The sequence below is a fragment of the Pseudomonas sp. LSJ-87 genome, assembly GCF_032971465.1.
In the GTDB taxonomy this organism is placed as follows: domain Bacteria; phylum Pseudomonadota; class Gammaproteobacteria; order Pseudomonadales; family Pseudomonadaceae; genus Aquipseudomonas; species Aquipseudomonas putida_Z.
Window position 1 is genome coordinate 129,568 of record NZ_JAWJYQ010000007.1, and the last position, 24,520, is coordinate 154,087.

The 24,520-nt window shown below is 51.6% G+C and carries 21 protein-coding genes and 1 pseudogene; 14 read left to right on the plus strand and 8 right to left on the minus strand.

Features of this window, described 5'->3' with window-relative positions:
- Positions 1–26: 26 nt before the first annotated feature.
- The 5 genes and pseudogenes from RYH74_RS08210 to RYH74_RS08230 all read left to right on the plus strand — a co-directional run bounded on the left by RYH74_RS08210 (position 27) and on the right by RYH74_RS08230 (position 4,779).
- Positions 27–1,559 (plus strand): altronate dehydratase family protein, encoded by a 1,533-nt coding sequence (locus RYH74_RS08210; protein WP_317409229.1) that lies wholly within the window; start codon positions 27–29, stop codon positions 1,557–1,559.
- 108 nt (positions 1,560–1,667) lie between these two features.
- Positions 1,668–2,912 (plus strand): OprD family porin, encoded by a 1,245-nt coding sequence (locus RYH74_RS08215; RefSeq protein ID WP_317409230.1) that lies wholly within the window; start codon positions 1,668–1,670, stop codon positions 2,910–2,912.
- A 363-nt stretch (positions 2,913–3,275) separates the two neighbouring features.
- The gene (locus tag RYH74_RS08220; protein WP_128637372.1) at positions 3,276–3,566 is read left to right on the plus strand and encodes a hypothetical protein; all 291 of its coding nucleotides are present in this window, start codon (positions 3,276–3,278) and stop codon (positions 3,564–3,566) included.
- A 325-nt stretch (positions 3,567–3,891) separates the two neighbouring features.
- Positions 3,892–4,431, plus strand: a pseudogene (locus tag RYH74_RS08225) (DUF4113 domain-containing protein); the annotation flags it as partial.
- A gap of 138 nt (positions 4,432–4,569) precedes the next feature.
- The gene (locus tag RYH74_RS08230; RefSeq protein WP_139657732.1) at positions 4,570–4,779 is read left to right on the plus strand and encodes a hypothetical protein; all 210 of its coding nucleotides are present in this window, start codon (positions 4,570–4,572) and stop codon (positions 4,777–4,779) included.
- A gap of 38 nt (positions 4,780–4,817) precedes the next feature.
- Here the strand turns inward: RYH74_RS08230 and RYH74_RS08235 are convergent, their stop codons facing one another.
- Genes RYH74_RS08235 through RYH74_RS08245 form a run of 3 tightly spaced genes read right to left on the minus strand, consistent with a single transcriptional unit; the run spans position 4,818 to position 8,169 of the window.
- Positions 4,818–5,723 carry a plasmid partitioning protein RepB C-terminal domain-containing protein gene (locus RYH74_RS08235; protein ID WP_023663152.1) on the minus strand — a complete coding sequence of 302 codons (906 nt, stop codon included), beginning with the start codon at positions 5,721–5,723 and terminating at the stop codon, positions 4,818–4,820.
- Positions 5,720–6,616, minus strand: coding sequence for a ParB/RepB/Spo0J family partition protein (locus RYH74_RS08240; protein ID WP_023663151.1), 897 nt, complete (start codon positions 6,614–6,616; stop codon positions 5,720–5,722). The genes RYH74_RS08235 and RYH74_RS08240 overlap by 4 nt, the downstream gene beginning before the upstream one ends.
- A complete protein-coding gene (locus RYH74_RS08245) occupies positions 6,616–8,169 on the minus strand; it encodes a recombinase family protein (RefSeq protein ID WP_280044337.1) in 1,554 nt (517 codons plus the stop codon). Before RYH74_RS08245 ends, RYH74_RS08240 begins: the two co-directional genes overlap by 1 nt.
- Before the next feature lie 808 nt (positions 8,170–8,977).
- Here RYH74_RS08245 and RYH74_RS08250 point away from each other — a divergent pair.
- Complete coding sequence (locus tag RYH74_RS08250) at positions 8,978–9,187, plus strand: hypothetical protein (protein ID WP_135192852.1); 210 nt, start codon at positions 8,978–8,980, stop codon at positions 9,185–9,187.
- Positions 9,188–9,397: 210 nt separating this feature from the next.
- Here the strand turns inward: RYH74_RS08250 and RYH74_RS08255 are convergent, their stop codons facing one another.
- On the minus strand, positions 9,398–9,730 hold the full coding sequence (locus tag RYH74_RS08255) for a hypothetical protein (protein WP_280044338.1): 333 nt from the start codon (positions 9,728–9,730) through the stop codon (positions 9,398–9,400).
- 288 nt (positions 9,731–10,018) lie between these two features.
- On the opposite strand from RYH74_RS08255, the gene RYH74_RS08260 reads away from it, so the two are divergent.
- The 3 genes from RYH74_RS08260 (at position 10,019) to RYH74_RS08270 (ending at position 12,012) form a co-directional block, all read left to right on the plus strand.
- Positions 10,019–10,345, plus strand: coding sequence for a hypothetical protein (locus RYH74_RS08260; protein ID WP_317409231.1), 327 nt, complete (start codon positions 10,019–10,021; stop codon positions 10,343–10,345).
- A 258-nt stretch (positions 10,346–10,603) separates the two neighbouring features.
- Complete coding sequence (locus tag RYH74_RS08265; RefSeq protein WP_121161486.1) at positions 10,604–10,969, plus strand: histone-like nucleoid-structuring protein, MvaT/MvaU family; 366 nt, start codon at positions 10,604–10,606, stop codon at positions 10,967–10,969.
- Between the two features lie 809 nt (positions 10,970–11,778).
- Positions 11,779–12,012, plus strand: a complete 234-nt coding sequence (locus RYH74_RS08270) for a hypothetical protein (RefSeq protein WP_317409232.1) — start codon at positions 11,779–11,781, stop codon at positions 12,010–12,012.
- 83 nt (positions 12,013–12,095) lie between these two features.
- Here RYH74_RS08270 and RYH74_RS08275 read toward each other — a convergent pair whose 3' ends face one another.
- A complete protein-coding gene (locus tag RYH74_RS08275) occupies positions 12,096–12,431 on the minus strand; it encodes an XRE family transcriptional regulator (protein WP_317409233.1) in 336 nt (111 codons plus the stop codon).
- Between the two features lie 634 nt (positions 12,432–13,065).
- On the opposite strand from RYH74_RS08275, the gene RYH74_RS08280 reads away from it, so the two are divergent.
- Both RYH74_RS08280 and RYH74_RS08285 read left to right on the plus strand, forming a co-directional pair.
- On the plus strand, positions 13,066–14,424 hold the full coding sequence (locus RYH74_RS08280) for a DUF4041 domain-containing protein (RefSeq protein ID WP_317409234.1): 1,359 nt from the start codon (positions 13,066–13,068) through the stop codon (positions 14,422–14,424).
- Positions 14,425–14,444: 20 nt separating this feature from the next.
- Positions 14,445–15,620, plus strand: coding sequence for a restriction endonuclease (locus RYH74_RS08285; protein ID WP_317409235.1), 1,176 nt, complete (start codon positions 14,445–14,447; stop codon positions 15,618–15,620).
- 158 nt (positions 15,621–15,778) lie between these two features.
- Here RYH74_RS08285 and RYH74_RS08290 read toward each other — a convergent pair whose 3' ends face one another.
- A complete protein-coding gene (locus tag RYH74_RS08290) occupies positions 15,779–16,426 on the minus strand; it encodes a hypothetical protein (protein ID WP_317409236.1) in 648 nt (215 codons plus the stop codon).
- Positions 16,427–17,626, minus strand: a complete 1,200-nt coding sequence (locus RYH74_RS08295; protein WP_317409237.1) for an ATP-binding protein — start codon at positions 17,624–17,626, stop codon at positions 16,427–16,429. It lies immediately after the preceding gene.
- A 1,120-nt stretch (positions 17,627–18,746) separates the two neighbouring features.
- Here RYH74_RS08295 and RYH74_RS08300 point away from each other — a divergent pair.
- Together RYH74_RS08300 and RYH74_RS08305 are read left to right on the plus strand one after the other, a co-directional pair.
- Entirely contained in the window at positions 18,747–19,139 is a 393-nt protein-coding gene (locus RYH74_RS08300; protein ID WP_317409238.1) for a hypothetical protein, read from the plus strand.
- The gene (locus tag RYH74_RS08305) at positions 19,139–19,690 is read left to right on the plus strand and encodes a hypothetical protein (protein ID WP_317409239.1); all 552 of its coding nucleotides are present in this window, start codon (positions 19,139–19,141) and stop codon (positions 19,688–19,690) included. The genes RYH74_RS08300 and RYH74_RS08305 overlap by 1 nt, the downstream gene beginning before the upstream one ends.
- 232 nt (positions 19,691–19,922) lie before the next feature.
- Here the strand turns inward: RYH74_RS08305 and RYH74_RS08310 are convergent, their stop codons facing one another.
- On the minus strand, positions 19,923–21,530 hold the full coding sequence (locus RYH74_RS08310) for a hypothetical protein (RefSeq protein ID WP_317409240.1): 1,608 nt from the start codon (positions 21,528–21,530) through the stop codon (positions 19,923–19,925).
- 831 nt (positions 21,531–22,361) lie between these two features.
- On the opposite strand from RYH74_RS08310, the gene RYH74_RS08315 reads away from it, so the two are divergent.
- The gene (locus RYH74_RS08315; protein ID WP_317409241.1) at positions 22,362–24,515 is read left to right on the plus strand and encodes an AAA family ATPase; all 2,154 of its coding nucleotides are present in this window, start codon (positions 22,362–22,364) and stop codon (positions 24,513–24,515) included.
- Positions 24,516–24,520 lie beyond the last annotated feature (5 nt).

Sequence of the window (24,520 nt, forward strand, 5' to 3'; positions counted from 1 at the left end):
GTCTGTTGCCATAATAGGAAAACACCATGAGTCACCGTGAAGCCAGCCCTGTCATTCGCCTGGATGCAGCCGACAATGTTGTAGTCGCTCGCATCGAGATTCCCGCCGGTACCGCCATCCCTAATGAAGGCGTCACCACCCAGCAGCCTGTTCCACTGGGGCATAAGGTTGCCGCCCGGCTGATCGCCAAAGGTGAGCCGGTGCTCAAGTTCAACACGGTGATCGGTTATGCCTCCGAAGACCTGCAACCAGGTACATGGATGCACAGTCACAATATCGTTTTTGGAGAGACCGGTCGCGACTACCGCTACGGTTTGGATTACGTTCCGACTGATTTACTTCCGCCTGATCAGCGTGCAACTTTTCAAGGCATTGTTCGCGAGGATGGTCGGGTCGCCACGCGTAATTATCTGGGGGTCTTTGTAGTAGGTAACTGTGGCGCCACTGTGGCGCGAAAGATTGCCAACCACTATGACGAACGCCGGTTGGCTGGCTTCCCGAACGTTGATGGCGTGGTGCCGTTCGTTCATGAGATTGGCTGCGGGATGGAAATGACCGGTGAGCCGATGGATTTGTTGCGTCGCACCATCGGCGGCTACATCAAGCATCCCAACACTGTCGGGGCAGTGGTGATTGCTTTGGGTTGCGAGCGAAACAACATTCACGGGTTCTTCGAGCAGGAAGGTTTGGTCGAAGGCGACATGTTGAAAAAGCTGGTGATCCAGGACGTCGGTGGTGTGAAAAGCGCTACTGATCAAGGCATCGCACTGATCAAGAGCATGCTGCCCAAGGCCAACGAAGTGCGACGCCAACCCGTATCGGCTGAACATCTCATGATCGGTATGCAGTGTGGTGGTTCAGACGGTTTCTCAGGTCTCTCGGCCAACCCAGCCTTGGGTGCAGCAGTCGATATCCTGGTGCGTCATGGCGGCACCGCGATCCTCTCAGAAACCTCGGAAATCTTTGGTGTCGAACACACCCTAACCGCGCGCGCTGCAACGCCGGAAATAGGGCGCAAGTTGATCGACCGCATCGAGTGGTGGCTGGAGTACAACCGTGGTCGAGACACCCAGATTAATGGTCGTGTCAGCCCTGGCAACAATGCAGGGGGGCTGGCCAACGTACTGGAGAAGTCGCTGGGCGGTGCCAAGAAGGGCGGTAATGCGCCTCTGATGGATGTGTATGAATACGCACACCCGGTCAAAACCCGCGGCTTGGTGTTCATGGACACCCCAGGATATGACCCGGTTTCAGCCACAGGCCAGATCGCTGGCGGCGCGAATATGATTGCGTTCACCACAGGCCGTGGCTCGTGCTTTGGCTCAGTACCGGCGCCTACTTTCAAACTTGCCAGTAACTCACCGATGTACAACCGCATGGCAGACGATATGGACATCAACTGTGGCCAAATCATTGATGGTGACAAGACTATCGCTGAAATGGGCCAGGAGATCTTCGAGCGGCTGCTCGCCCATGCCTCGGGAGAGCCGACCAAGAGTGAAGAGAATGGCTTGGGTGAGGACGAATTCTGCCCATGGCAGATTGGCGTCCTTGCGTGAGTTGAACCTGCATTAGCCGCCTTTGGGTAGAGACGTCTCTGTCCAACGCGCTCCACCCATTAACATCAAGGAAACCGGCTCGTGCTCAGCGGGCCGTGTGGATCAGTCATGCACAAAAACAACAAAATGCTTCCGACTGCAGTCCTGTTGTCGTTCACCTTACCAGCGCAGGCCGAAGGCTTTTTCGAGGACAGCCAAGCCTCCCTCAAAGCCCAGAATTTTTATTTGAACCGGGACTTTCGCGAAGACCCAGGTGTGTCAAAGCGCGAGGAGTGGGCCCAAGGCTTCGTCCTCGACTTCCGCTCGGGTTACACCCCGGGAGTGGTTGGCTTAGGCGTTGATGCCATCGGCATGCTTGGCATCAAGCTCGACTCCTCTCCCGATCGCAGTGGTACAGGTCTGCTCCCGGTAGGTGCCGATGGTCGTGCCCCCGACGAATACAGCAAGTTCGGTCTGACTGCTAAAGCGCGGCTGTCCAAGACAGAGCTCAAGATCGGTACGCAATTGCTCAAATACCCTACTATCGCATCTAGCACCGGACGGATTCTGCCGCAGACCTTCCAGGGCGGCGTGCTGACCTCTAAAGAGTTTGACCGTCTGACATTTACGTATGCCCAAATAGACCGCACCACTAAGCGCGATTACTCCCATAGCGAGGCGATGAGTCTAGTCAACAAGAATCGACGCTTCAGCGGCACGCCGCAAACAGACGACTTTCGCATGGGCGGTGTCGACTACGTGGTCAATCCCAACCTAAGCCTGAGCTACCAATACGGCGAGCTCGACGGTATCTATGGTCAGCACTACCTCGGTGTCATCGGCAATACCGCCATGGGCCCAGGCAGGTTGGCTTTGGACGCACGCTATTTCGCCAGTAACGACTCAGGTCAGGCTCGGGCGGGCGAGGTCGATAATCGCACCGTCAACGCGCTGCTTACATACAGTCAGGCTGGCCACAGCGTTGGCGTCGCTTATCAAGGGTTGTCTGGTTCGACCGCCATGCCTTACCTCATAGGTACCGATGCCTACCTTACTAACTACATGATGGCAGCCGACTTCATGGAGGCTGAAGAGCGCACTTGGCAGCTGCGGTATGCCTACGACTTCGTTGCGCTAGGTATTCCAGGGTTAACCTTCTCCACACGCTACAACCGAGGCGACCATGCCAATCCGGCTACCTATGCGGGTGAAGGGCGAGAGTGGGAGCGTGACACCGATCTGGGCTACATCATTCAGTCTGGCCCACTCAAGAATGTCAGCATGCTCTGGCGCAACGCCTCGCTGCGCTCCAATTACCAGCGCGATATCGATGAGAACAGATTGATCCTGAGCTACACGCTGCCATTGTTCTAGACGTCTAAGTCATGTGCGAGGAGTGACCGCTTATCATTGGCGGTAAGGCCTGCAAGGAATTGTCGGCCTTTTTTTATTTTCACTAGCCGACGGACAGCCGGAAAATGAAGTTCCTGCATGCGTGAGGGGGCTTTGATATGAGCTGGCTAGATCAGCAGGCTCACTCACTGGACAAGTTTGTCGATTACCTGCTCTGTCCGCCTGACCACAGCTGGAAAGATGTACAAGAAAATTTATTTGTATCGAAAATCAGGCCGGTTGTCTGATACTCGCGTTACTACCTCCTAAGTCATTGAACTCCCTCTTTGCTTTGCTTTGCTATGGTTAGGTCTCCGTATAAGACTAAAGTCGAAGGAGGGCGGCATGCGTATTCGAGGTGATGTTTTTTGGGATTGGGCGGATCCAGTGCTTCATCATCGTATCCATGACGAGGAGCTCGATGACGGCACCACGATTGATGTCCAGGTCAGGCTCTCGCGCACTGGTCAGACGCAAATGTTCATCGGTGTGTACGCTGGCTGCGGAATGGCATTGCATGAAGAATCCTTCGATTCTCGCCCCGGTGAATCCATGACTCGAGCTCTGGCCTGGGGTGTTGGTCGAGCCAGGCGTCTCGCTACAGTTCAACGGCCAGCAGCGAAACAAGTGGCCTAGACACCACGTATTTCAAGATTGGTCGTTAAGCGGAGATGCTGACGGCCAAGTGCTCAACGCAAACTGCTCCATCTAACATCCAGGGCTATCCGTAGCCCTGGATAGTTGCTCAGCGGCTGTCTTCCGTCATCCCGCTGTCTTCATCCTGAATAGCTTGCGACACTTCATCCATGCCTTGCTCCCGGTCAGCTTTGCTGCCAGTGGTATGTCCTCTCTGGCCATCCCGTTGGATTGCGCCACCGGCACGCTGAGGATCATCTTCCTGAAAGTCACTGCCGCTACCTTGCCCTATGTGTTGATCCTCAGATCTTCCCCCGGACATTTTAAGGAGATCTGCTGCAGTCGTATGTTCGGTACCCCACTGACCGAGCTGGCTCCAATCAAAGAGGCGGTTGCAACTTACACGTCCAGAGCTGCCGAGAAGCTGTGGGCCCAGCAGTCGCTGTGCAAACGGCTTCGAGTGAGCATCCGCACGGGCATGTTTAATCCGGATGAGGCCAAATACGCCAACGGCATCCTGGTCGAGCTGCCATATCCAACGGACGATACGCGTTTGCTGACAAAAGCTGCGCAGGAGGGCGTGGAGCGGGTTTTCCGTGAAGGTTTCCGTTACAGCAAGGCATGAATAATGCTGCTCGACCTCAGCCAGCCAAACGAGATTACCGGTGACCTGTTCGCGGTTGCTCAGCCTGTGGCGAGCGAGAAGTTGATGGGCGTGCTTGATGCGGTGAATGGTAGTTGGGGTAGGGGGACGATGCGGCTGGCAAGCGTGCCGGTCGATCCAAGCTGGGGTATGCGCCGGGAGATGATGAGTCAGAGCTTTACCACTCGAGTTGATGAGCTCTGGACTGTTTACTGTAAATAACGCTGTTCCAATCTTTGAGCGCGAAGCGGTCAGAAATAGGGTACACGCGGTTGCGTCACATCGCATATCCCCCGAAGGGGCTAAGAGTCATACTATAGAGCGCGACATTGAATGATTTAACGACGCAGAGGCAACCAAATGAAGCGAACACTGCTGGGAATGGCTGAAGCAGGTGAGCCTCTTCTGAAGCAAGCGCTGGAGGCCATCAGAGCCTACAACCAGGCAATGGCCCAGGGCAGACCCGAAGCCGAGATCGAGCGCCTTCGCGTTGCAGCGGATCACCTGTATCAGACCGTGGTCGATTATCAACTGTACAGAGCCGGTACGCTAGGTGAGTCGGTACATTAGAGAGACATGGGGCCATAGGAAGCTGAACTGTAGGGCCCTTACTCCCGCTCTAGATTTCTCGCATCTGCTGTGACTGCATCCATGATTCCCATTAGTTCTCGAGCTAAGTCAGGCTCGAAACGTTGCAAATACGCCGAAATTGAGTCGTTGCGTAAAATTCTAGTCAAATAGCCTTTTGCTACAACCAGAACCAACATGGTTTCTCCCAAAGTATCCTCAACAAGCCGGTAATCATGGTAAAGTCTCTCCATTTCTCTTTCCATTTTCACGATATTTTCAGGAGATACACCTTCGACTGAGGTCTTAGTCTCCAATAAGTCCTCAGGTCTTGTTGCGGTCAATACCATCTGCGCGTAACGTCCGGTATAGCAGTTTGCAGAAATCATCATTTCTGCAGCTTCGATCTGCCGCATTGGCTTCATTTTTCTAAGTGCATGGAAGACCGGCTGACTAACCATTCTTGTTTTTAATAATTCGATGGCCTCTTTCGCTATTCCTTTTAATAGGTTTTGCCTCAGCTGGATCCGATCAAGGCTAATGTTGAGGACTTCAGCGATTCGCTCGGCAGAAACTCCTCTCTCGATAGCCTGAGTTATCATCTTACTTTCTTGAATGGGAGTTAGTCGACTTATTTGTCTATTATACGTGAATCCCTCGTCATCGGTCGAAAGCATACAGAGTGCATGTTGTGCGCCTAGCTGTTTTAACGCTGCTAGTCGTAGGTGCCCGTCAAGTACTAAGTATCTCGATGGTTGCTCATTCAAGTCAATTGGCTCATGGTGTATAGCTATTGGCTCAATGATTCCGAGCTCTCGTATGGATGCTAGAATCGTTAAATACTTAGGCGAGCTGAGAGTTGATGCCGGGATAATTCGTGATGGCAGCAATTGAGATGTTGCCAAAGTTAATAGCCTGCCATCAAACGCGCTTTTAATTTCGTTCATATTTCTCCCTTGACGCGATCGGCTAAAACCTGTGGCATGTCCTCAATGCCTTCACTCTTCAACAGGGAGCAAAAATACTCATCAGAGAGAAGCCTTCTTAATGCTGTGACGATAAATAATAGACGTTGTTCGCCAATGTCTGCTTTCTTTACCATCAATCTTTGTCTGCGCACCTCAGATTGATACGCATTAAGAAGCTGGCGGGAAGTAGTAATCTTCTCAGGTGTTTTCTGATGTTTGAAGCATTTCCCGCCAGCGCGACGATTGTCGATTAAGCGGCGGACTTTCATTAATTGCTCGCCTTTCAGTAAGCCATTTTCATATGCCTCGAGCATGGCTGCTTGAGTTACAGTATCATCTGAGCGTGCGACTGTTATAGCAATTTTAATTGGTAGCCAGCCTTTTTCTACAGCGCTGATTAATCGCTCTTCACCTTGCCTTAGTAAAATTAGTATTCCGCCAACATAGTTATAGTCTAGGCACGTCTTCTGTGATATTTGTTTGGTGGTGTATCCGCGATCATGTAACGAATTTATTGCTTCTAGCAGGTCGCGGTTCGAGTGCTTTCGCCGCGCGAGATTTTCTACTAGACTGATCAGATATCTGTCCACTTCACTAGCGGTTATCACCACGCAAGGGATTTTTCTCTCTCCTAACACCTTAAAGGCTTCAAATCTACCTTGACCACACACTAGGTCGAAGCCTGCGTTAGTGCGGGCTACAGTTATAGGTCTTTTTAATCCTAGATTTGCTATATTTTCAACTAATCTGGCGAAAACTTTCTTATTGCGCTGCCTTGGGTTAATAACCTTGATGAGCTCTAAGGGGATTTGTTCAATAGACGAAGCTCGGGCGACATGTAGTGTCAGCGGAGCTTCCTGAGGCGCGTTCATTACGCGGCGCTCGTCAGGTGGAATCGCTTGCTCAGCGTGGACAAGATTTCCAAACTTTCGAAGCGATACAATTCCAGTTCTCGGGGGTTTGCGTCGCCGAGCCGCAAATTAGGCGCTACCAGATCAATCATAGGAAACAGATAGTAATCAAGAACTTCTTCTTCCCCTGGGAGCATGCGTACGGCGACAGTGATGTCGGGGAAAAGGCTGAAGTCGAATCTTACTTGCCAGCGTCGACGATCCGCTCCTATTTGCTGGCAACGGCAGAGTACAATGGAAATTGTAAACTCATCATTAACAAGTACTAGTTGAGTGCTCGGATCTATGGATATTCGTCCTCCTACAGCCTCAATTTTCTGCTGCGTATCAGTGAGTATCTCAGGATAACGTTCTCGTAGATGACGATTGGCTTCAATGAAACTATAGTCCCTAGCCGGCTCATATCCGATGAGACGATAGCTGTCAATCAGACTGCCAAACCGCTTTCGGTAACAGCTGCTTGATGGTATGTCCTCCTGTTCGTCAATGATAAGGCCTGAGAGACACCCTCGCTCTAGAAATAAGTCTTTTAGACTCGTCAGCATTTCTTCGTTTGACCATAAGCGAGTACGAGCCTGAATTATTGCCTGGGCAGCAATAAATAGCGAGCGGTCAACTATTGCTGGAAATGCTGCGTCGGCTCTTATCCATTCAGTCGCGGGGTTGGCGATGCGAGGCATCTTTAGTTTTGCTGATGTATGGTTCCAAACGTTGTTGCCGATATATTTTTCATTCACAAGAATTTGATGTACAACACCGCGCGTCCATGGCCTGTTTAGGTCAGTAAGTAGCCCGCGCCTGTTTAGTGAATCGGCAATTTCTTTTTCTGTCAGAGCCTTTTTAATAAATGAGTTATATATCTCTAGCACTACTTCTCGCTCAGCGTCTGGCCCAGGCGCTAGAACTACCCTGTCGGTTTGAAGACTTTTGTATTCTTTGCAGGAAAGCGTTGCCTTAGGTCTGCCAGCTTGGTCTATGAGGTGGCGTCGTAGGCCGTAACCTGCAGTGCCGCCCTGCCTATACCCTAGCTGAATCAAACGTGACTGGCCGGCAAATACCTTCACAGAAAGTTCGCGGCTGTATTCGCCAGCCATCATTCTTTTCATGCTTTTTATGATGCTGGACACGGGGGAGCCGTCATTTACAAATTGTTCAGCACAATATTCTACTCTAACGCCTGCTTGCCGGCAGCGTACTTCATAACTTGCGCTGACGTCTGGGTCTTGAAAGCGCCCCCACCGACTGACGTCATAGACGAGCACGGTGGCGAAGTCGCAGTTTCTATATTCTACATCCGCAAGCAGACGTTGAAGAGCCTCGCGCCCATCTAGACTGAGTCCACTTTTCCCTGCATCCGTATAGATTTTTACAACATTGAGATTGTGGGTCTGCGCGTAAATGTTGATAGCGTCCAGCTGATTTTCTGTGGAGTACTGCTGATGCTCAGTCGACATCCTGACATAAGCTGCCGCCCTGTTAGTGGTTTCTGCGCTAAATGATGTGCTCGGTCGCATTTGGCAGGCCTATCAGTTGGTTTGTGGCATACCTATTACCCTAGGCAAGACTGCTGTATGCCTATCGGCGCATATCAAATAATAAATTTGGGAGGTGGAAAAATGATCGCGAAAATGGGCAATTCTTTTCCAATAAGCTCTGACGTGTACGCCCATGCGTTGGCGTCAGCGCTGCTGAACGAGCTTGGCACTTCACACAGAGCTATTAAGACCCTGCGAAATTGGACTAACGCGAGTGAAAGAACGACCAAAAATTGGATCTCTGGAGCCAACGGGCCTAGTGGGCTACATTTGATAGAAATCATGCGGCACTCCGATGCCGTTCTTCATATCGTCCTTGAACTCGCTCAACGAAGATCTATCGTCGCAGTGACGCTTCTCCCAGCTTTGAGCCAGCGACTGATCGAGACTGCTCAACTCATTGATGCGTGTCTTGCACCCAGCTTCCACCCAGCCACATCGTGACTTTTACGGAAACGCTCTGCCGGAATGGCTAAGTGAAGCAAGCGCTCGGGGCGATCCGTGTCTACAGTGAAGCGATCGCCCTAGGCCGACCCGGCACAAAGTCCGAGCGCCTTTACGTTGAGGCCTATCACCTGACCGTGGCCGGCTATCACCTGCACGCAGTCGGTACGTTAGGTCAGTCGGTACATTGAGTTGAGATGTGGCATCGGAAGGCCGCTGATTCGCAGCCATGCGGATTGCAGTGCGCTCCTCAGCCTCCATGGAGTGCGAAGCTGGTACCGCAGAAGCTGACGTATTCGAGGCTATGATTCATGTAATCGTATAGGCCCTAGGAAATACCACGATGATGAAGGATCCCAATAGCGTCCTGCTTCCTGATCATCCGATGTACACCGATGCCGTGGAGGCTATGAAACGTTATCACCAGGCGCAAGCCGACGGTGTCAGCGGGGCGGAGCTCGAGCGCCTGCGGCTGTTGGCAGAGCATAGGTTTCAGGCCGTTACTGATTATCAGCTGCGCGCACTTGGCGGCCCATCCGAGACTAGTCACTAGTAATGGCCACTTAACGCCACACTTGGTCAAGAGGTGCCGCTTGGAAGGCCAAGTCGTTCTAGCGGCATAGAGTCATTTGAGAGGATAAAAAGTGAGAAATCGTGGGCAGAGCGCGGCGGCGTGACGGATGGAAGCCCGAAGGGCCGAGACGTCGCTAGGCGATGGCTCGGTTCACGACAGCCGGGCCTAGTAAGGCACGCCCTAAACGCTCTACAAGGCTTTTAACATGCGCTCCAGGCTCTGATGCTCCCATGTCGATAACAGGGCAACCGGATCTGTCCGGTCACCAGGATCGAAATCCCAGCGCTGCCCATCCGGGCTAACGCACCGCTCGCAATAGTCCAGCTCATCACAGTCGTTGTAGATCGTGATCCGCCATCCCTCTATATCCACTTCGAAATGGCAGGCGTACACCTGCTCCCAGGACTGGCTGCCAATCTTGGTCATTGTCCGGCGCCCGAACACCGCCTCTCGCAACACTTGGCAGACGTCCCGCGCCGTCAAAGCGCCTGACGGTACGTCGTGCTGGTTATGTTCAGTCATACGCTGCCTGTGTCTCTCAGTGATCAGCCATCGATAATACCCTGTGTCAAAGGGGCGCCGGAAAACACGCAGGTAGGGGTGGTTCGTGGATGTAGTGACAAGAAGAGGTTGGAGTACAAATGTGCTCCATGGCTCCAGAGAAGGCTGACTTGCTCTCTCGTGTATTCAGCCGGCAGGTTGCGCTGCCTGCACGAATGACTGTTCAGGTTGTGTGGCGATCTATCCCCTTACATGCAGTCTTTGAGTCATCTCTGGTGTCGTTGATGTATCGCTCACGAGATCTTCGCTATGCATCCAACGACACCAGACGGACGCTATTTTGTTGTCAAAGGTCAGCTCTGGCGCTGCACGAATCCTTCATTGAGTGAATGCGAGCGGCAACGCCTTGTGTATGCCCTGATGGATGCTCGACGAGATGTCAAAAAGGCCAAGCGCGCTGACGATTCGAGCATGCTGAAATCTGCGCGTGCGCGAGTGAATGCTGCCAAAGTGGGTCTGGGCGAGCGGGGGCCCGTTTGGTGGGACGACGGCAGCCCGGACTACAATCGCTGTCGGGTAGACCTTTCGCCATACGCTGACTGGTACAAGGCTTTGGATGCCACAGTAGCTGAGTAATGTGCTGTAAATGCGCGCGCTTCGGGACTGCGCCCCATATCCTCATGGCACCATATCGTCGCCCTTGGAGTTGGCTGTATGGGTTACAAATTGGAAAAGTTGAGCTGCTGGATCCATTTAAAGTAGATGTCTCGGAAGTTTTCGAGATGTCCATAGACCCGCCGAGCTCAGAATGTGCTTGCTGATTTTCATTTGGGTTTGAACTTAAACTGCGTTAGGATTCTCTTAAGACCAACTGCACATTACGGAGTGATGCACATGTCGCGATTGGCCGAATTTCGTCAGCTTGAGCAAAAATTGGCAGCCCAGTTGGCTGAGCTGGAAGCTATGAAGGGCAGCAGCGAGCTTCAGAAAGAAATCGAGTTTGAGACTAAACTGCGCGATTTGCTGGCCAAGTACGGCTTCAGCTTGCGTGACATCATCAACCTACTGGATCCGCAATCTGGTCGCCGTGCTGCGCCTGCAGTGGTTGAGAAAGCTCCGCGTCGCGCTCGCCAGGTCAAGCAATATAAGAATCCCCACACGGGCGAAGTGATCGAGACCAAAGGCGGCAACCACTCGAAGTTGAAATCCTGGAAAGCTGAATACGGTTCTGATGAAGTAGAAAGCTGGCTCTCTAAGTAAGTCATAAGAACTGAAGAAACCTCCGCTTTCGGAGGTTTTTTTATGGTTTGCGAACGGGGTTTTATCTGCTGAGCCCACCAGTAACGGCACCTCATGCGTGCCCTGCTGACTATGCAGGATCGCGAGTCTGCTTTCGGTAGGGCGGATAGGAAGAGGCTCCAGACGATCAATGACTCCATGCTCTTCAAGCGGAGGGACGTACTGACTCGATGCCGGTTTCGAAACCGCCATCAGTTCAGAGCCTTTTGAGCCCCCCAAGGCGGGATGTGAGCGATGCCTGATCGTGTGCGGCTAGAGCTGGTTCGCCCAGCAGAGCAGGCATTTTTGCGTAGATGACAAGGGATTGGAAAAGGGCTCACGAAAAATAATTTCAAAACACCCCCTTGAAATTTTTTTTGCGAGACGGAGTATATATTTTGTAATCAACAAAAAGCAGCGAGCTCTCGGGCTCCCTCGCCAAATCACGCTTCACTCCTACCGCTTCCGCTGTTGCCATTCCTTTACGCTCTGAAAATCCTGTCTATTTTTTGACCATCAGCACGCGTTGATCACCTGACTTTGGGTAGGATGCTTGGTAAAAGTCGCTTTCTTCGGCCGTTAGGCCGGCTAGCTTTGCCCTCGTGAACAAATTTAGAGCTGCCCCCAATTTTTTTGAGGCGAGACCAGGCAGGTTGCGATATGCAGGCGGCGCTGAAAAGAAGTGGGTCGCACGAACACAAGTCGGTTACTCGCATAGATCCTGAACAGCTTTGAGGTTCTTCTACCCAGCATGCAAACGGGTAGCCGCCGGCGCACATAGAGGCCTTTTCATGCAGGACGACTACAAAGCTCAGCTCACAAAAGCCACAGAAGGGCTGCACTACTGTGACTTGATCCTGACAGCTCAAGAGGCTGAGGATCTGCGTGCGCTCGTCCAAGTACTGCAAGGGACGGGGAGATACCCAGGGCTCAGTGACGTGTTCAGAACGATCCTTGAAGAAACCTGGAGCAGTGACGAACCTTGGCCGACCATCTCATCACCAGCGGCGTCCGGGCGCGATTGAGGTTATGCGACACCCAGCGGGCGACTCGCAGGAATACTGCCTGTGATTCATGATGCTGGAGGGCACATCTGTGTTAGCCGTGCCTACGACGCCAGCGGTATGCATGGTTGACGGGCAGCCTGTTGTAAGCCCGGCACATCCCCATCGCGTTCCAATCTCTCAATTTCTGAGCGGACGTCATCGATGAGTTCTGCGGCAGTTCTACCAGACTCCTGGCTCAGGGTAAGGGTCAGCAACGTCAATGAGCTCAGTTCAAGCCGGTGGCTCACCTGCTCAAGTTTGTCCAGCGTTAGGCTTGATCGGGCGCCTTCCAGTTTGGAAAGGAAAGTCCGGCTGGTATCTCCGAAGTCGCGCTGCGAGATTTTTCGCCTGGTGCGAAGCGTCCGCAGCACGATGGCGAATGATGACTTCAGTGACATGTGCAACTCCTCCATATGTGCTCGTCCTCAGTAACGCCACGTAGAGGTCACGGCCTGCCTCAGTCTGAATGTTCCTCTGTTCAGGACAGCGAGGAGGTGTGACGAGCGTTCCCCTGCGTCGACGCACTGTTGATGCATACAGTGTATCTCGCTAAGCTCAGAAGGAGAACATTTGTACTCCATGCGGTGACGAGCGCTATGAAGAATTCACACGAGACCCAGGACGACTGCTTCGGGTTTTTCTCGAGAGAGGAGTTGCTCGAGCACCAGTGCCTTCTACTTGAGAGTGAGCTGCTTGTGATGGGCGAGGAGTTAAGCGCCTCTCGCGAAAAAATTGCCACCTTGGTTCTGATGTGGACGGGCATCAAGAATGAGCTACGGCAAGCGGAGGTGGAGTTGAGTGAAGCTAGGCAGCAGCTTGATATGAGCACCGCTGGTCACTCGTAAACCTATTCACCCTAGCTGTCTTCATGATGGCTTTCTGATTTCACTCCGGTTACGCTCATTCGCAGCAGGGAAGAGGTGCATTGAGCTAACGCCAGAAATGCTCCGCACGGCAGGTCGTTGTAGGGCGATCCATATCTACCTCGTGCTTTCCCACTCAAAGCATTCGACTCAAACGAGGAAGGATCCCATGTCGTTTAGCGACTATCTGAAAGGCCCAGCCCATCGACAGCGTGCTGAAGCTCTTGAAAGACAGCTTGCAGAGCTTCAGGTACAGCATTCGCAACTGCAAGAGCTCGTCACGAAAATCGGCGCCATGGACGTAGTGAATATCCAGCAGCTGATTGAGCAAGAGCAAGCCAGGCTCTCGGGTATACGCGAAGAGACCCAACGTGCGCAGAGGGAGTTGGCTGCTCTCGCACAGCGCTCCACAGATCTGCAGGGGCAGATACTCGTTTGGGAAGAGACGTTGCTCCTGGAAAGCTTCGCCCTCTATGAGCCCAAGTTCAAGCTAACCAGCAGCCAGGAGTACAAGGCTCGACTGGATTACGTTCGTGATCGTCAGAAAGTCCTGATCAAGAATGGGCAGGCGGCCACCGGCAACATGAACTGGACGGTGAACAACAGCCAGACCCAAGGCCGGAAGCTGGTCAACGACATGATCAAGCTGGTGATTCGCTCGTTCAACAACGAAGCTGATGTCTGCGTGGCGAACGTGAAATTTGACAACGTCGAGCTCGGCGAAAAGCGAATCCTCAAATCGTTTGAAGCTTGCAACCGGCTAGGCAAGATCATGAGCGTAGAGATTTCTGGGGTCTACCTCGACCTTAAGCTCGATGAGCTGCACCTTGCCCATGAGTTCCAGATCAAGAAGCAAGAGGAAAAGGAAGAGGCGAAACGCGCCCGGGAAGAGCTGCGGGAGCAGCAAAAACTCGAGCAAGAGATTCGCGCGGCGCGAGAGAAAATCGCCAAGGAGCGGAAGCATTTCACGTCTGCAATGCGTGACCTGCAGGCTCGCCTTGAGCAAGTGCAAACTGATGAGGAGCGTTCAGCGCTGCTGGTGAAGCTGGCCGAGGTTGAGGCCGGTCGAGCCGAGCTTGAGAGCGAAGAGAAGCTCATAGATTATCGCGAGCAGAATGCCAAAGCCGGGTATGTGTATGTGATCTCTAACCTCGGCGCATTCGGCGAGGGCATTTACAAGATCGGTATGACACGTCGCCTGGAGCCAATGGATCGAGTCGATGAGCTGGGTGACGCATCGGTGCCATTCTGGTTCGACGTTCATGCGATGGTGTTCTCGAACAATGCGCCCGCGTTGGAAGCAAAGCTCCACGACCACTTCGCTTCTGGTCGCCTCAACAAGGTCAACGGGCGCAAAGAATTCTTCCGAGCTGACATTGCTGAGATCGAGAGAATCATCCGGGAAAACTATGATGCGGTCGTCGAGGTCACCCATGAGGCGCCGGCGGAGCAGTATCGTGAAAGCCTTCGTATGGCATTGCCTAAGCCAGCAATTCAGCAAGCAGAGCGGGTGGCCGCGCAAGGCTAAAGACACAGGGACGACATACCGTGATCTATCAATGTAATCATTGCCATCGCTCGACCTTTGAGACCTATTGTTCCCGATGCGGGACTTCAGACCCGGCCAGACAGCCTCAGCATACCCAGCAAGGTATGACGCCGCTTGACCCATCCTTCTACCCCGATTTCCAGTACCAGTCGAAAGGGTTCCTGAAAGACATCTGGGGGAAGAAGAAGGAGCAGGCTCAGCTGAACGACTTGCTGAATAGCGTTCTCAGAAAATACGCAGAGCTGAAGCAGCCGTATTTCACCAACTTCATTCACACCACCCGCAATCCAGTAGGTGGCGGCGGTGATGAAGCAGCGGTACCAGGTGCACGGATGAATGGCGTTTACTCCGAACGTGAGCTTTTCAGGGAGGTGCTGATTCGCAGGGGCTTTGACGAGCTTGAACAGCTACCTACCTTGCTAGATAAATTACTGCTCACGACTGCATTCAACTCTGTGTACGCCGGCTTCTCTCGAGAGGTCAGCCGCCACATCCGATCCGACCTGGCCAGCTCGCTGAGGTCTTGGATCGAGGAAGCCGGAACCACATTCAGGGCTGACCTAGCGCTGTTTTACTTCTACCTGTGGGAAAGCGACGCTTCGTTCCCTGGACTGCAGTTCAACCCTCAGGCTGCCAGCACGACCGGCGTTCCTTTGCTGCCGCTTCAGACTTTCCAGTCCGGGTTGGGGTTGTGCGAAGAAATCTACTTCGACATCCTGGTTGAGCGCTTGGGAAGCCAGCTTGAGCACTTCAACCCGAATCGCTTCATCACCATGTATCTGGTCGATGCGATGGATGGATTCCAGTTTGAGGCGTTCCTGGTCGAGATTTTCCAGACTATCGGATACGACGTCCGGGAGACACATAAGACCGCTGATCAAGGCGCGGATCTGTTCGTGAGTCGTTTCGGTAAGACGATGGTAATCCAAGCCAAAAACTACAGCGGCTCGGTGGGCAACGCTGCTGTGCAGCAAGCCATCTCTGCCAAAGCTTTCTACGGCTGTGATGAAGCGATGGTTGTCACCAACTCCTACTTCACCAAGTCAGCCAAGGAATTGGCAGCTACGGCGGCGGTGCGACTGGTCGATCGCGAAGGTCTCCAGACTTACCTCGACGACTACAACCAAAAGCTCATCGAGGTGTTCCAGGCAGAGGCAGAAACAGAAGAGATTTAAGGCTCTGGTACTGCTGGCGCTTAGTCTTTGTAAGCGTCCGGCGAACTCACCTTCCGAACTACTGCATTAAGGGTGATTGTGTCCGCGTATTTTTAAGCGGACACCATGATCCTCGCCGCCAGCGCTATCCTTGGGTCAAATTTCCATACGGTATGGGCTCACAGCTGTCCGAATGCTTCTGCGATTGCTCGGGCCTCAATTGCACCTTCACTCGGATCTGGAGCGGGATTTTTTATCCCTTGAGCCGCATTCAAACTCTCTATCTCAAGATCTTTTAGCTTAAAATATTCGTATGTGTATTGCCCTTTAGTGCTATTGTCGATTATCGCGTACTTGACGAATACGAAGCGACTTATCTGGTGCGCTTCCCGGGTTAAGTGTTTTTCCCATTCGTCAAAATTTGGGTGTACAAATAAGTAGTTGCTGCTAAGTTTGAGCTTCGAGGCGTCCGTCTTATCGATGACGAAATTGTCATCTTCACCTTTAATTTCCATGTTGCATCTTTTGCAGGAGCTTGAAAGATTCCAAGGCTCATAGCATAAGATCTTGTATTTGGCATTGCCCTTAGGGAGTATGTGCTCACGGTCGATCATGAAGTGACCACTTCCCTGAAGTATGATTCGACAGTAGCAACACGTTTGACCATGGCGCTCTAGGTGATGTTCTCGGATTTTGTTTTTTACGTTTTTTATGTGCTCGTTATCTACTCCCCAGGGTTTTGGCAAGGAAAGGGCTGCTTTGATAGCATCGGCTTCTTGGGCGGTGAACTTTAATTCAGAAAGCGCCGGCAAGTAGGCGTCGGTCATCTATATTTCACTCTTCTGGCCGGTTTGATTGATCTTTCGCTTCTCCACTTTATCAACGAGTTCTATCAGTGCCGAGAAGAACTTGGTTTGATTGTCGTCAAAACTGCGTTTGCGCATTTTTTGAATTAGTGAGGTTACTTGGTTTTTGGTTATCTCGTCGCGTTCGTATTGGTTTATTGCGTCGATGATCTCTTCGCTAACAAAATGGCTTTCCGGCGTGACTACTTCAAAAACCTTCCATAGAATAGCTTCGATACCACTTGATTCGACATCGATTCTATCAATTTCTATAGGGCTGTTGTCTTTTGTCGATACTTCATAAACTGTAACCAAATCAGGTCTCTCATTCACTGCGCCGGTCACCAATAGGGGCGAGTGGGTGGCAATTATTACGGATACTTTTCGGTATCCCAGCGCAGCGAAAATTTTGCCTACGTACTCCCGTTGCCAGCTTGGGTGCAGGCTGTTCTCGGGTTCGTCTATGAGGATGATCGAATTATCAGGTACAGTCGAAGAAATAAAAATCAAAGAACTTATTAGCGAGAGTTCACCGGAGCTTGCGCCGCTGATTTCGAAAATACCTCCATCTTTTTTTGATAGATGAACTTCAACTTCGTCTAAAAGTCCAAATTTTTTTAGGAGCTTTTCGCAGCGGAGTAATGCGGCAAAGTCTCGGCTTAAAGAATACTCATGAGCCGTTGAAGATTGGTCTATCCAAAGAATTTTGCCAGGCGTCCATCTTTCGATAAAGTTGCGCGCAATTTGGTAGTCTTTCATTTCTTGAGCGGACTTGAGAAAACGTTTGGGGTCTCCCACTAAATTTTCAAAGCGTTCTGGCCAGCTTGGGTTACAGCCCTTCAAGCTGAATCCGAAACGTGGATAGTAATGGCAATAATCCAGAATCGCGCTCAGCTGATAAAATTCGGATGTCTCGCTGTCTAGTGTTTTGGATATAGCATTTTTAATTACTTTGCTGGGTGAAGGGCCATTACGTCCTACTGTAAGTCGATTTACGTTCCTTACGCTGTTAAGGCGTCCATACGCGGTATTGGAAACGACGGTGATATTTCGCTTGGTGCGATAACTCTCGGCTAAGCTGAGCATGTAGAAACTCTTGCCGGCTCCGTTAGGGCCGACCAGTATCGCGACACCGCCATCAGTAGCGGTGTGCTCATCAAAGCCTAATTCTTTTAGTGACATAGAGATAGCTTACGGTAAGATGTGGGCTCTCAGCGGAGGGGGTTGCCGTTAGGAAACGGCAGGGATTACGAACCTGTCTCGTCCTCTGAAAGCGTACGAGTATTCTTGATGATACCCCCTTTTGGTTGTCCTTTGCTATGAAAATGCAAACTTAGAGTGTTGCACGGAAACGACCATGCCATTGTCGTTGCATCTAGGTCACAGCTTCAAACTTCGAGCGGTAGCTCAATGAGCGAATGTTTAGCGCACACTAAGCTCTTGCTTTTATGTTGGTAAATCAAAGCTTGAATAAAAAAGACCGCTGCGTCTCTAAAACGACTTTTTGCACTTAGCCCCGTCAGAAAAGCGCTACCCCCCCCCCCCCCCCCCCCCCCCCCCCCCCCCCCCCCCCATTGGTCGATCGTATGATCAACCAATGACATTCTTATGCCAATGAAAATAGCGACTGCTCCGTCAAGGTTAAAGGGATATTGCTCTCTAAGCGGCTCGCGCCTCATGCCTAACGCTATCTGGTATCACTGCCTGACAGATGCAATATAAATTGATAGTGAGACATCAGCTTGAGAAGCTTAGTCATGCTCAGAAGCTGCGTCATTCGCGAAGGCGTTACTCAGGCTGCTGGAAAACTAGCCCATGTTCGTCAAGAGCAGGCCTTCAGTATCCACGACTCGAGCGGCTCCGAAGGTGTCTAGGTAGAAATCTATTGCCTGAAAATTTCAATATCAGTCGGCGTGCTCGGAGACGACCAGCTTGGCTGACCCACGGAGGGCCGCTGCGACGAAGGTTCGCATGATTGGAATGGCAACGTTCAGATGGAACGGCGCACGTGCTCTAGCTGTCGTAGCTTATGAGCGATTGCGAGGTTCAGAACCCTGGAGTTTCGTTAACAAGGATGAAAAACTTAAGCCCGAAATCGTATGCTCGACGTGACTAGTGGCGAAATCGGTATAAGCGATGGTTTCGAAGTGAATCAGCACAGGAGGAACATGGTAAGTCATCTACAATGATAACCATGGTAGGCTGGACTCGTTGAGGGCTATAGGCTATCTTCACGGCCTGGGCCGAGGCTTATCTGTATGATACTGCTGAGGGAGCGTGAATTTTAAGAAGTCACGAGTCAATGTACCAAGTTATCACGTATGGTTTTCCGCTGATTCTCGTAGCCTTTGAGTGGGGGCTAAAATTTGTGATGAAAGTTGAGAATACTTCATTTGCAGGGCCCGCACTGGCGGCTGCGGCGTTATCATTTCTAATGCCGTTGACTAAGCCAAAAGTTATTGAGGTCAATATTCAAGGGCATCCTAATACATTTTTGACAACTAATCGAGATAGTCAAATTGTGGGGTTTACTTGGATATTGGTATTTGCATTTTTGTTTTTGTGGGCTATTAGTTGTTTTCTGACTACAGAGGTTCCTATAAGGAAAATTTGGAAGCTGGATATGCCCTTCGCGATAGGAGCTGGAGTGTATTTGCTCAGCCTTGTAATGACCTGGATTAAGGAGAAGTTTTGATGGAAGAGCTTATTATAACGACTGCGGTCGCTGTACTCATTCCTGTCATTGGGGCTCTCCTAAAAAAGGTAGTAGGGAAGGCTGCTGTTAAAAATATGCAGCTTACCATCAAGGATATTAATGGGAAGGAACAGAAAATTGAATATAGCGGCGAGCTTGATCTAGATGTGGTTCAAAGGCTGGTCGAAAAGGAATATGAGCTTGAGGCAAAGGTTGAAAATATTCTAAAAAGATATAAGAAGCAGAACAAGAATTTTCACTACACAAAAAATCATAGTGTGGACTTTCTGTTGAGATTCTCAAATCATGTCGTCGGTCTTGAGGTGAAAAGAAATAATAGTCTACCTTCTAAGAAGTATTTTAATTCTGTGAAAGAAAGTCATCCAGAGCTTGAGCAGCTACTTTTCTTGTTCGATTCTGAGGTGCCGCAGAGATATCTCCATGCCTACGAGAATGATAGCTTTGTGAAGTTTATATCCTCTCCCCGAGAGAAGAATTTGTCAGAAAAGCTTACGTCGTATCTTAATAAGATGATGTCTAGCCTAGCCTAGCCTAGCCTAGGTAAATTAGTTCGCTGAGCTCAATGAGCTTCATATTTGAATTGAGCTCGGCGATTCAGAGGTGAAACACAAGCGACCTGCAGCTGAGATTTAGCGCCTGCGCGTTGAGGCAGACCATCTCTATCAAACAGTAACCGACTACCAGGTTCATAAAGCCGGTTGCCTAGGTGAGCCGGTGCATTGAATTGAGCCTCCGCGACAATGAGTCCAAGATCTCCATCGCTCATCCAAGTTCTATATTCGGCCCATAGGTCAGGATATCTACCAGACGAAGTGCCTTTCGTGCATCCGTTTTTAGGTTGGCAAGCACCGGGTCTCGCAAGGCGGTGATAAGCATTGAGCGGTCACTGGCATCTGTTGCTGCTGTGAGCAACTGACGAGTCCAATACCTTTTTGAGTCAGGGTTCTCGATCGCATACACCGCAGGAAAAGCCTGGCCGGCAGTGAATTCACCGGCGTACAACGCCGCGAGTGGCAGCATCGCCTCCAGAGAGGCTTCGCGGACAGTTCCTTCGTTACGATCCACCAAGTCGGGGATGTTTTCTCGTACCGACTCAGCTGCTGTATTTTGTGTGACAGTGAAGGTTGCTATCTCAGTAATGGGCGATAGAGTGCGCTCTTGCCTTTTAGCTTCAAGGGCTTTGAGGGCAGCGCTACAGCGCTCTTTGAATTGATCCTGTCGGGATACGGCCATAGCTCGGCGTAGCTGGCCGATTAGCTGGCCGATGTCGTCGACCATCGATACAAGGAACCAGTATGGGCGTTCTGTTCCCTGCTGGTTCAGTGCGGTGGCAACGAAAGGCCAGACCTCCTGTCCTGTGAGTGTTTGCCTCTGCAGGGTCTCGCGCAGTTGCTCCGGGCCCTGAAGACACAAATCGAGCAGGAATGATTCAGGGGGCAGATCCAGGTTTCCTTGGTCAAGTCGACCATTAGCATTCCCCACATCTGCGCCAAATTGCTCACGTGCATGTCCAAAGGCTTGCCGCATATCCTGCACGGCAATAGGCAATGCGTTTGCCTCATTTGGACGGACGACTACTGGCAGCGCCTGACCCTCTGCATTGATGCGGCGGAACCTCATGGGGGCTGCGTGTTGAAGGGTTTCTAAGAGCAGAGTGATGTCGGCGGGGCGGGGCGCGACTACGGAGCGGTCAAATGCATCAAGCCACTCCGGTGCTTCTCGAGGCACTTCAGGTAGGATCAGGAACAGAGACCGCAAGGCATTAACTCGCTCAGTCATGGCATCGTTGCTTTGGAATTTTTGTACCAGGTCATCAATCAGCACATTCTGATCGATGATTTCATCCGGCGGTATTGGTAATCGATCCATGTAAGGCCGGATACGAGTTGACATAGCTATGAGCTCGAGGAAACCGTGAACCTTGAATGCTTGTTTCAGCGTTACTGTACGAGAAACGCCAAGGCCAGCATGGAGACCGGTGGCCCTGTAGGTGAAGAGTACCGAAAACCCCTCCGACGCCTGAAGAATCGCCTCGCGATGTTGAGCAGGGTTGTCTACACCTGCGGTGAGAAATGAGCTAGCAGGGATGGGAGCGCGCAGTAACTCCCTCATGTCCGACAATATCTGTCGAGCACTTTTGTACTGGGTTGGAGAAGTCGCCAACGCTTCGTCGCCCCGAACCTGCACAATAATGGCAGCTAACGCCTGCTCTGCGGCGGCTCCGATTAGTCCAATCGCGGGTGAATATCTGGCCACCTCAACTCTTAAGCTTCCTCGGTTAGGAGTGCCGAGGCAATGCAGTGCTAAGGCTAAGGATTCTTGGCTGGCTTCCAAGAGACGTATTGCGCTGTTGCTGAGGTATCTGGGCATAGCGGATCCTTGCACTGCTCATGTGGTGGGTCTGCGCAGGATGGCCACTAGGGCACCCGCTAGCGTGAGCCCCGGCATTCCGATCGCAGAACCGGTACAACCTGATTCTACTGTGGATTACAGATTTGAGTGGCCGAAGCTAGGATTTGAGGCTCATGGTGTGGCGTTCAGATCCATAATGGCCATCGATGGCTCGGTCATCAGCTAAGGTATGGTGCCGCGAAGCCCCCAGGAACTGCTCGATCATATGTATCGAAGCTTCGGGCTCGAAGAGGCCGGCTGAATCGTCGCTAGGTCTTCTATCTTGAACTTGTAGGGTAGGGAGCGAGCAGTTGCGTCAGGTGATCGTCGCGAAGTGGGGTGAGTACATGAAGGTCGGTGATTTGATTCAGCTCCTGCAAGCGTTCGATCCGGAGATGAAAGTGCTGATGACACTTTCAGATACGGGCCTGGAGGACGTTGTCGCGTGCTATGAAGACTTGGTTTGCCAAGGGCGGGTATGCAAGTGCGATCGATCTCGAATAGCAGGGGAATGTCATTCTGACCCTTGCATCAGCGTTTAGATGCCTCGTGTACGCTGAGCGCAGGTTATGAACCTATCGCCAAACTGGACTCGAAGAGGCCGGCTTGATCTTCTTAAGTTGTGGGGCTCGGGCAAAAGCTTGATACGGCCAAGAGCACAAATGTACTCCTTTGGGAAATTGCTTACCACCGAGGTGGGCGGGAGAGTGCGGGCAGCCCTTCCGTTGCCACTATAGTGCTATTAACATCAGCGGATAGCTCCATATCATTGATCCAAACCAGATCGGCCGGTTGCCAAGGACTGCCCTCATGCTGCTAAACGTGTCGTTGTGTGATGTCTCCAGCTACTCCCCAGTCGCTCCAGTGGTGCTTGGGCCACTGAAGAAGATAAACCTCATCTACGGCCAAAATGGGGCGGGGAAGTCAACGATCGGTAACTATCTGCAGACCCTGGATCATCCGTCGTTCGATCGCTGCAGCATTTCAGAGCAAGCCGTAGAGCCTGATATCTGCGTTTACAACCAAGTCTTCATCGAGAAGAATTTTCATGGGGGTAGTCAGCCAGGTGTATTCACTCTCAACGAAGACAACGTTGAGGCTGAGAAATTGCTCAGGGAGGCTGAGGCCGCGATTCAAACATTGGAAGCCGACTACCAAGCAGAAATGACGGTAGGGAAGGAGTCCAAAGCCGCTCAAGAGGCCTTGGAGCAATCCTTTAAGGACGGAATCTGGGCCCTGCGTAAGCAGGTAGAGTCGACGGCGCTAGCCTACTGTCTGCAGGGCGTCCACACCAAGGATCGCATGCATGATAAGGTCACTAGTCTGGCGTTTTCGGAGACCCCAGACACCTTTGAGTTACTAGCAAATGAGGCGAATGAGCTGGTCAAGGCTAATGACCAGCCCATCCCCTCCATCCAGAGCGTTTCCTTCTGGGCGAATGTGGTCGAGCAGGATCCACTGCTCCAGGAGCAGATCATCGCTTCGGACGAGTCCTACCTCTCAGGCCTGATACTTGCCTTGGGTAACTCCGACTGGGTGAAGCAATCTTTCGGCTACCTCGAACTAAACGCCGAGCAATGCCCGCTCTGCCAGCAAAGCCTGCCCAAAGATTTCTACGACGACATCAAAAAGGTGTTTGACAAGACCTATGAGGAACGGCTCGGCCGGCTGCAAAAGCTACGGTCGCAGTACAGTTCCGGAATGCAGACACTGGTCGCCCAAATTGATGGCGCAGAATACCCCACTCCAAAACTGGCTCAGCTGACTGCCGACCTCAAAGCGCTACTGATCGATAACCTCTCCTTGCTCGATAAGAAGGTTTCGAATCCATCTATCGTGGTCACGCTCTCCTCAAGCGACGATCTGATCGCAGACCTCAATCAGCTGATTGAGGTGGAGCAGGTTCGTATAAACGCTTTCAACGACAAGCTTCGTGAGAAGAGTAGGCATCTTGCGATGATCACAGAGCGTTTCTGGTACTGCTATCGAGACGCTTGCGATGAGCTGATACGAGACACGCTTCCAAAAATTGAGGAGTTCAGAGAGGTTCGCAATAAAAAGCGCGAAAGCGTGCAAGCCATGCGTGAAGAAATCATCGAGCTTCGCAGGAAAAAAGCAGAGTACACATCCCAAACCACCAACATTGATCAGGCTGTCGAGAACATCAACCGTTGGCTAGGGTTGCTTGGATTACAAGGCTTCGAGCTAGTTAAAGAGGAGGGCCCTATCCCTCAATACCGACTGCAGAGGGCAGGAGCGCGAGAAAAGGTTTTCAACACTCTCAGCGAGGGGGAAAAGACGCTGATCTCGTTCCTATACTTCCTAGAGGTGTGCAACGGAGAACTGGACTCCGCGTCGAAGAAGCTCAGAAGCCAGCGTATCGTCGTGATCGACGATCCAATTTCCAGCCTGTCTCACAATTACGTCTACGATGTCGCCTCGCTCATCCGCAAGCACGTTCTCCTGCCGACCAATCGCTTCAAGCAGGTCATCGTCATGACCCACAACTTGTTCTTCTACCATGAGCTGATCAAGCTGATCGAAGATGACCGGCGCGACAATGAGATGGCTTTGTTCAAAGTCTCCAAGGCCAATCACAGTTCTATCCAGCCCCTTCAAAGGCGGGACATTCGGAACGACTACCATGCATTCTGGCACACGATGAAGGATGCCCTTGAAGGCAGGGCCTCCCCAGCTCTTATCCCAAACATGATGAGAAACATTCTGGAGTACTACTTTGGCTTTGTGCAGCGGAAGGAAAAGCTCTGGAAGGTGATCGATGAATTGTCGGATGCTAATCCTGAGTTCCGAGCTCTGTACCGCTACATCAACCGGGAATCACACTCGGATCCCGTCAATCTCGGTGAATTTGGGGGCATTGATCCTAGGAAATACCTGGAGCAGTTCAGGAAGATCTTTGTCGCTACAGATTTCGAGGATCACTACAACCTTATGATGACCTGACGCTG

What these genes read in the sequence shown, in the direction of transcription:
- RYH74_RS08215 (WP_317409230.1), top strand. Translation starts at nt 1,668, where the DNA reads ATGCACAAAAACAACAAAATGCTTCCGACTGCAGTCCTGTTGTCGTTC.
- RYH74_RS08260 (WP_317409231.1), top strand. Translation starts at nt 10,019, where the DNA reads ATGCATCCAACGACACCAGACGGACGCTATTTTGTTGTCAAAGGTCAG.
- RYH74_RS08245 (WP_280044337.1), bottom strand. Translation starts at nt 8,169, where the DNA reads ATGCGACCGAGCACATCATTTAGCGCAGAAACCACTAACAGGGCGGCA.
- RYH74_RS08315 (WP_317409241.1), top strand. Translation starts at nt 22,362, where the DNA reads ATGCTGCTAAACGTGTCGTTGTGTGATGTCTCCAGCTACTCCCCAGTC.
- RYH74_RS08305 (WP_317409239.1), top strand. Translation starts at nt 19,139, where the DNA reads ATGGAAGAGCTTATTATAACGACTGCGGTCGCTGTACTCATTCCTGTC.
- RYH74_RS08280 (WP_317409234.1), top strand. Translation starts at nt 13,066, where the DNA reads ATGTCGTTTAGCGACTATCTGAAAGGCCCAGCCCATCGACAGCGTGCT.
- RYH74_RS08230 (WP_139657732.1), top strand. Translation starts at nt 4,570, where the DNA reads ATGAAGCGAACACTGCTGGGAATGGCTGAAGCAGGTGAGCCTCTTCTG.
- RYH74_RS08295 (WP_317409237.1), bottom strand. Translation starts at nt 17,626, where the DNA reads ATGTCACTAAAAGAATTAGGCTTTGATGAGCACACCGCTACTGATGGC.
- RYH74_RS08310 (WP_317409240.1), bottom strand. Translation starts at nt 21,530, where the DNA reads ATGCCCAGATACCTCAGCAACAGCGCAATACGTCTCTTGGAAGCCAGC.
- RYH74_RS08240 (WP_023663151.1), bottom strand. Translation starts at nt 6,616, where the DNA reads ATGAACGCGCCTCAGGAAGCTCCGCTGACACTACATGTCGCCCGAGCT.
- RYH74_RS08265 (WP_121161486.1), top strand. Translation starts at nt 10,604, where the DNA reads ATGTCGCGATTGGCCGAATTTCGTCAGCTTGAGCAAAAATTGGCAGCC.
- RYH74_RS08220 (WP_128637372.1), top strand. Translation starts at nt 3,276, where the DNA reads ATGCGTATTCGAGGTGATGTTTTTTGGGATTGGGCGGATCCAGTGCTT.
- RYH74_RS08275 (WP_317409233.1), bottom strand. Translation starts at nt 12,431, where the DNA reads ATGTCACTGAAGTCATCATTCGCCATCGTGCTGCGGACGCTTCGCACC.
- RYH74_RS08290 (WP_317409236.1), bottom strand. Translation starts at nt 16,426, where the DNA reads ATGACCGACGCCTACTTGCCGGCGCTTTCTGAATTAAAGTTCACCGCC.
- RYH74_RS08255 (WP_280044338.1), bottom strand. Translation starts at nt 9,730, where the DNA reads ATGACTGAACATAACCAGCACGACGTACCGTCAGGCGCTTTGACGGCG.
- RYH74_RS08270 (WP_317409232.1), top strand. Translation starts at nt 11,779, where the DNA reads ATGCAGGACGACTACAAAGCTCAGCTCACAAAAGCCACAGAAGGGCTG.
- RYH74_RS08300 (WP_317409238.1), top strand. Translation starts at nt 18,747, where the DNA reads ATGTACCAAGTTATCACGTATGGTTTTCCGCTGATTCTCGTAGCCTTT.
- RYH74_RS08210 (WP_317409229.1), top strand. Translation starts at nt 27, where the DNA reads ATGAGTCACCGTGAAGCCAGCCCTGTCATTCGCCTGGATGCAGCCGAC.
- RYH74_RS08235 (WP_023663152.1), bottom strand. Translation starts at nt 5,723, where the DNA reads ATGAACGAAATTAAAAGCGCGTTTGATGGCAGGCTATTAACTTTGGCA.
- RYH74_RS08250 (WP_135192852.1), top strand. Translation starts at nt 8,978, where the DNA reads ATGATGAAGGATCCCAATAGCGTCCTGCTTCCTGATCATCCGATGTAC.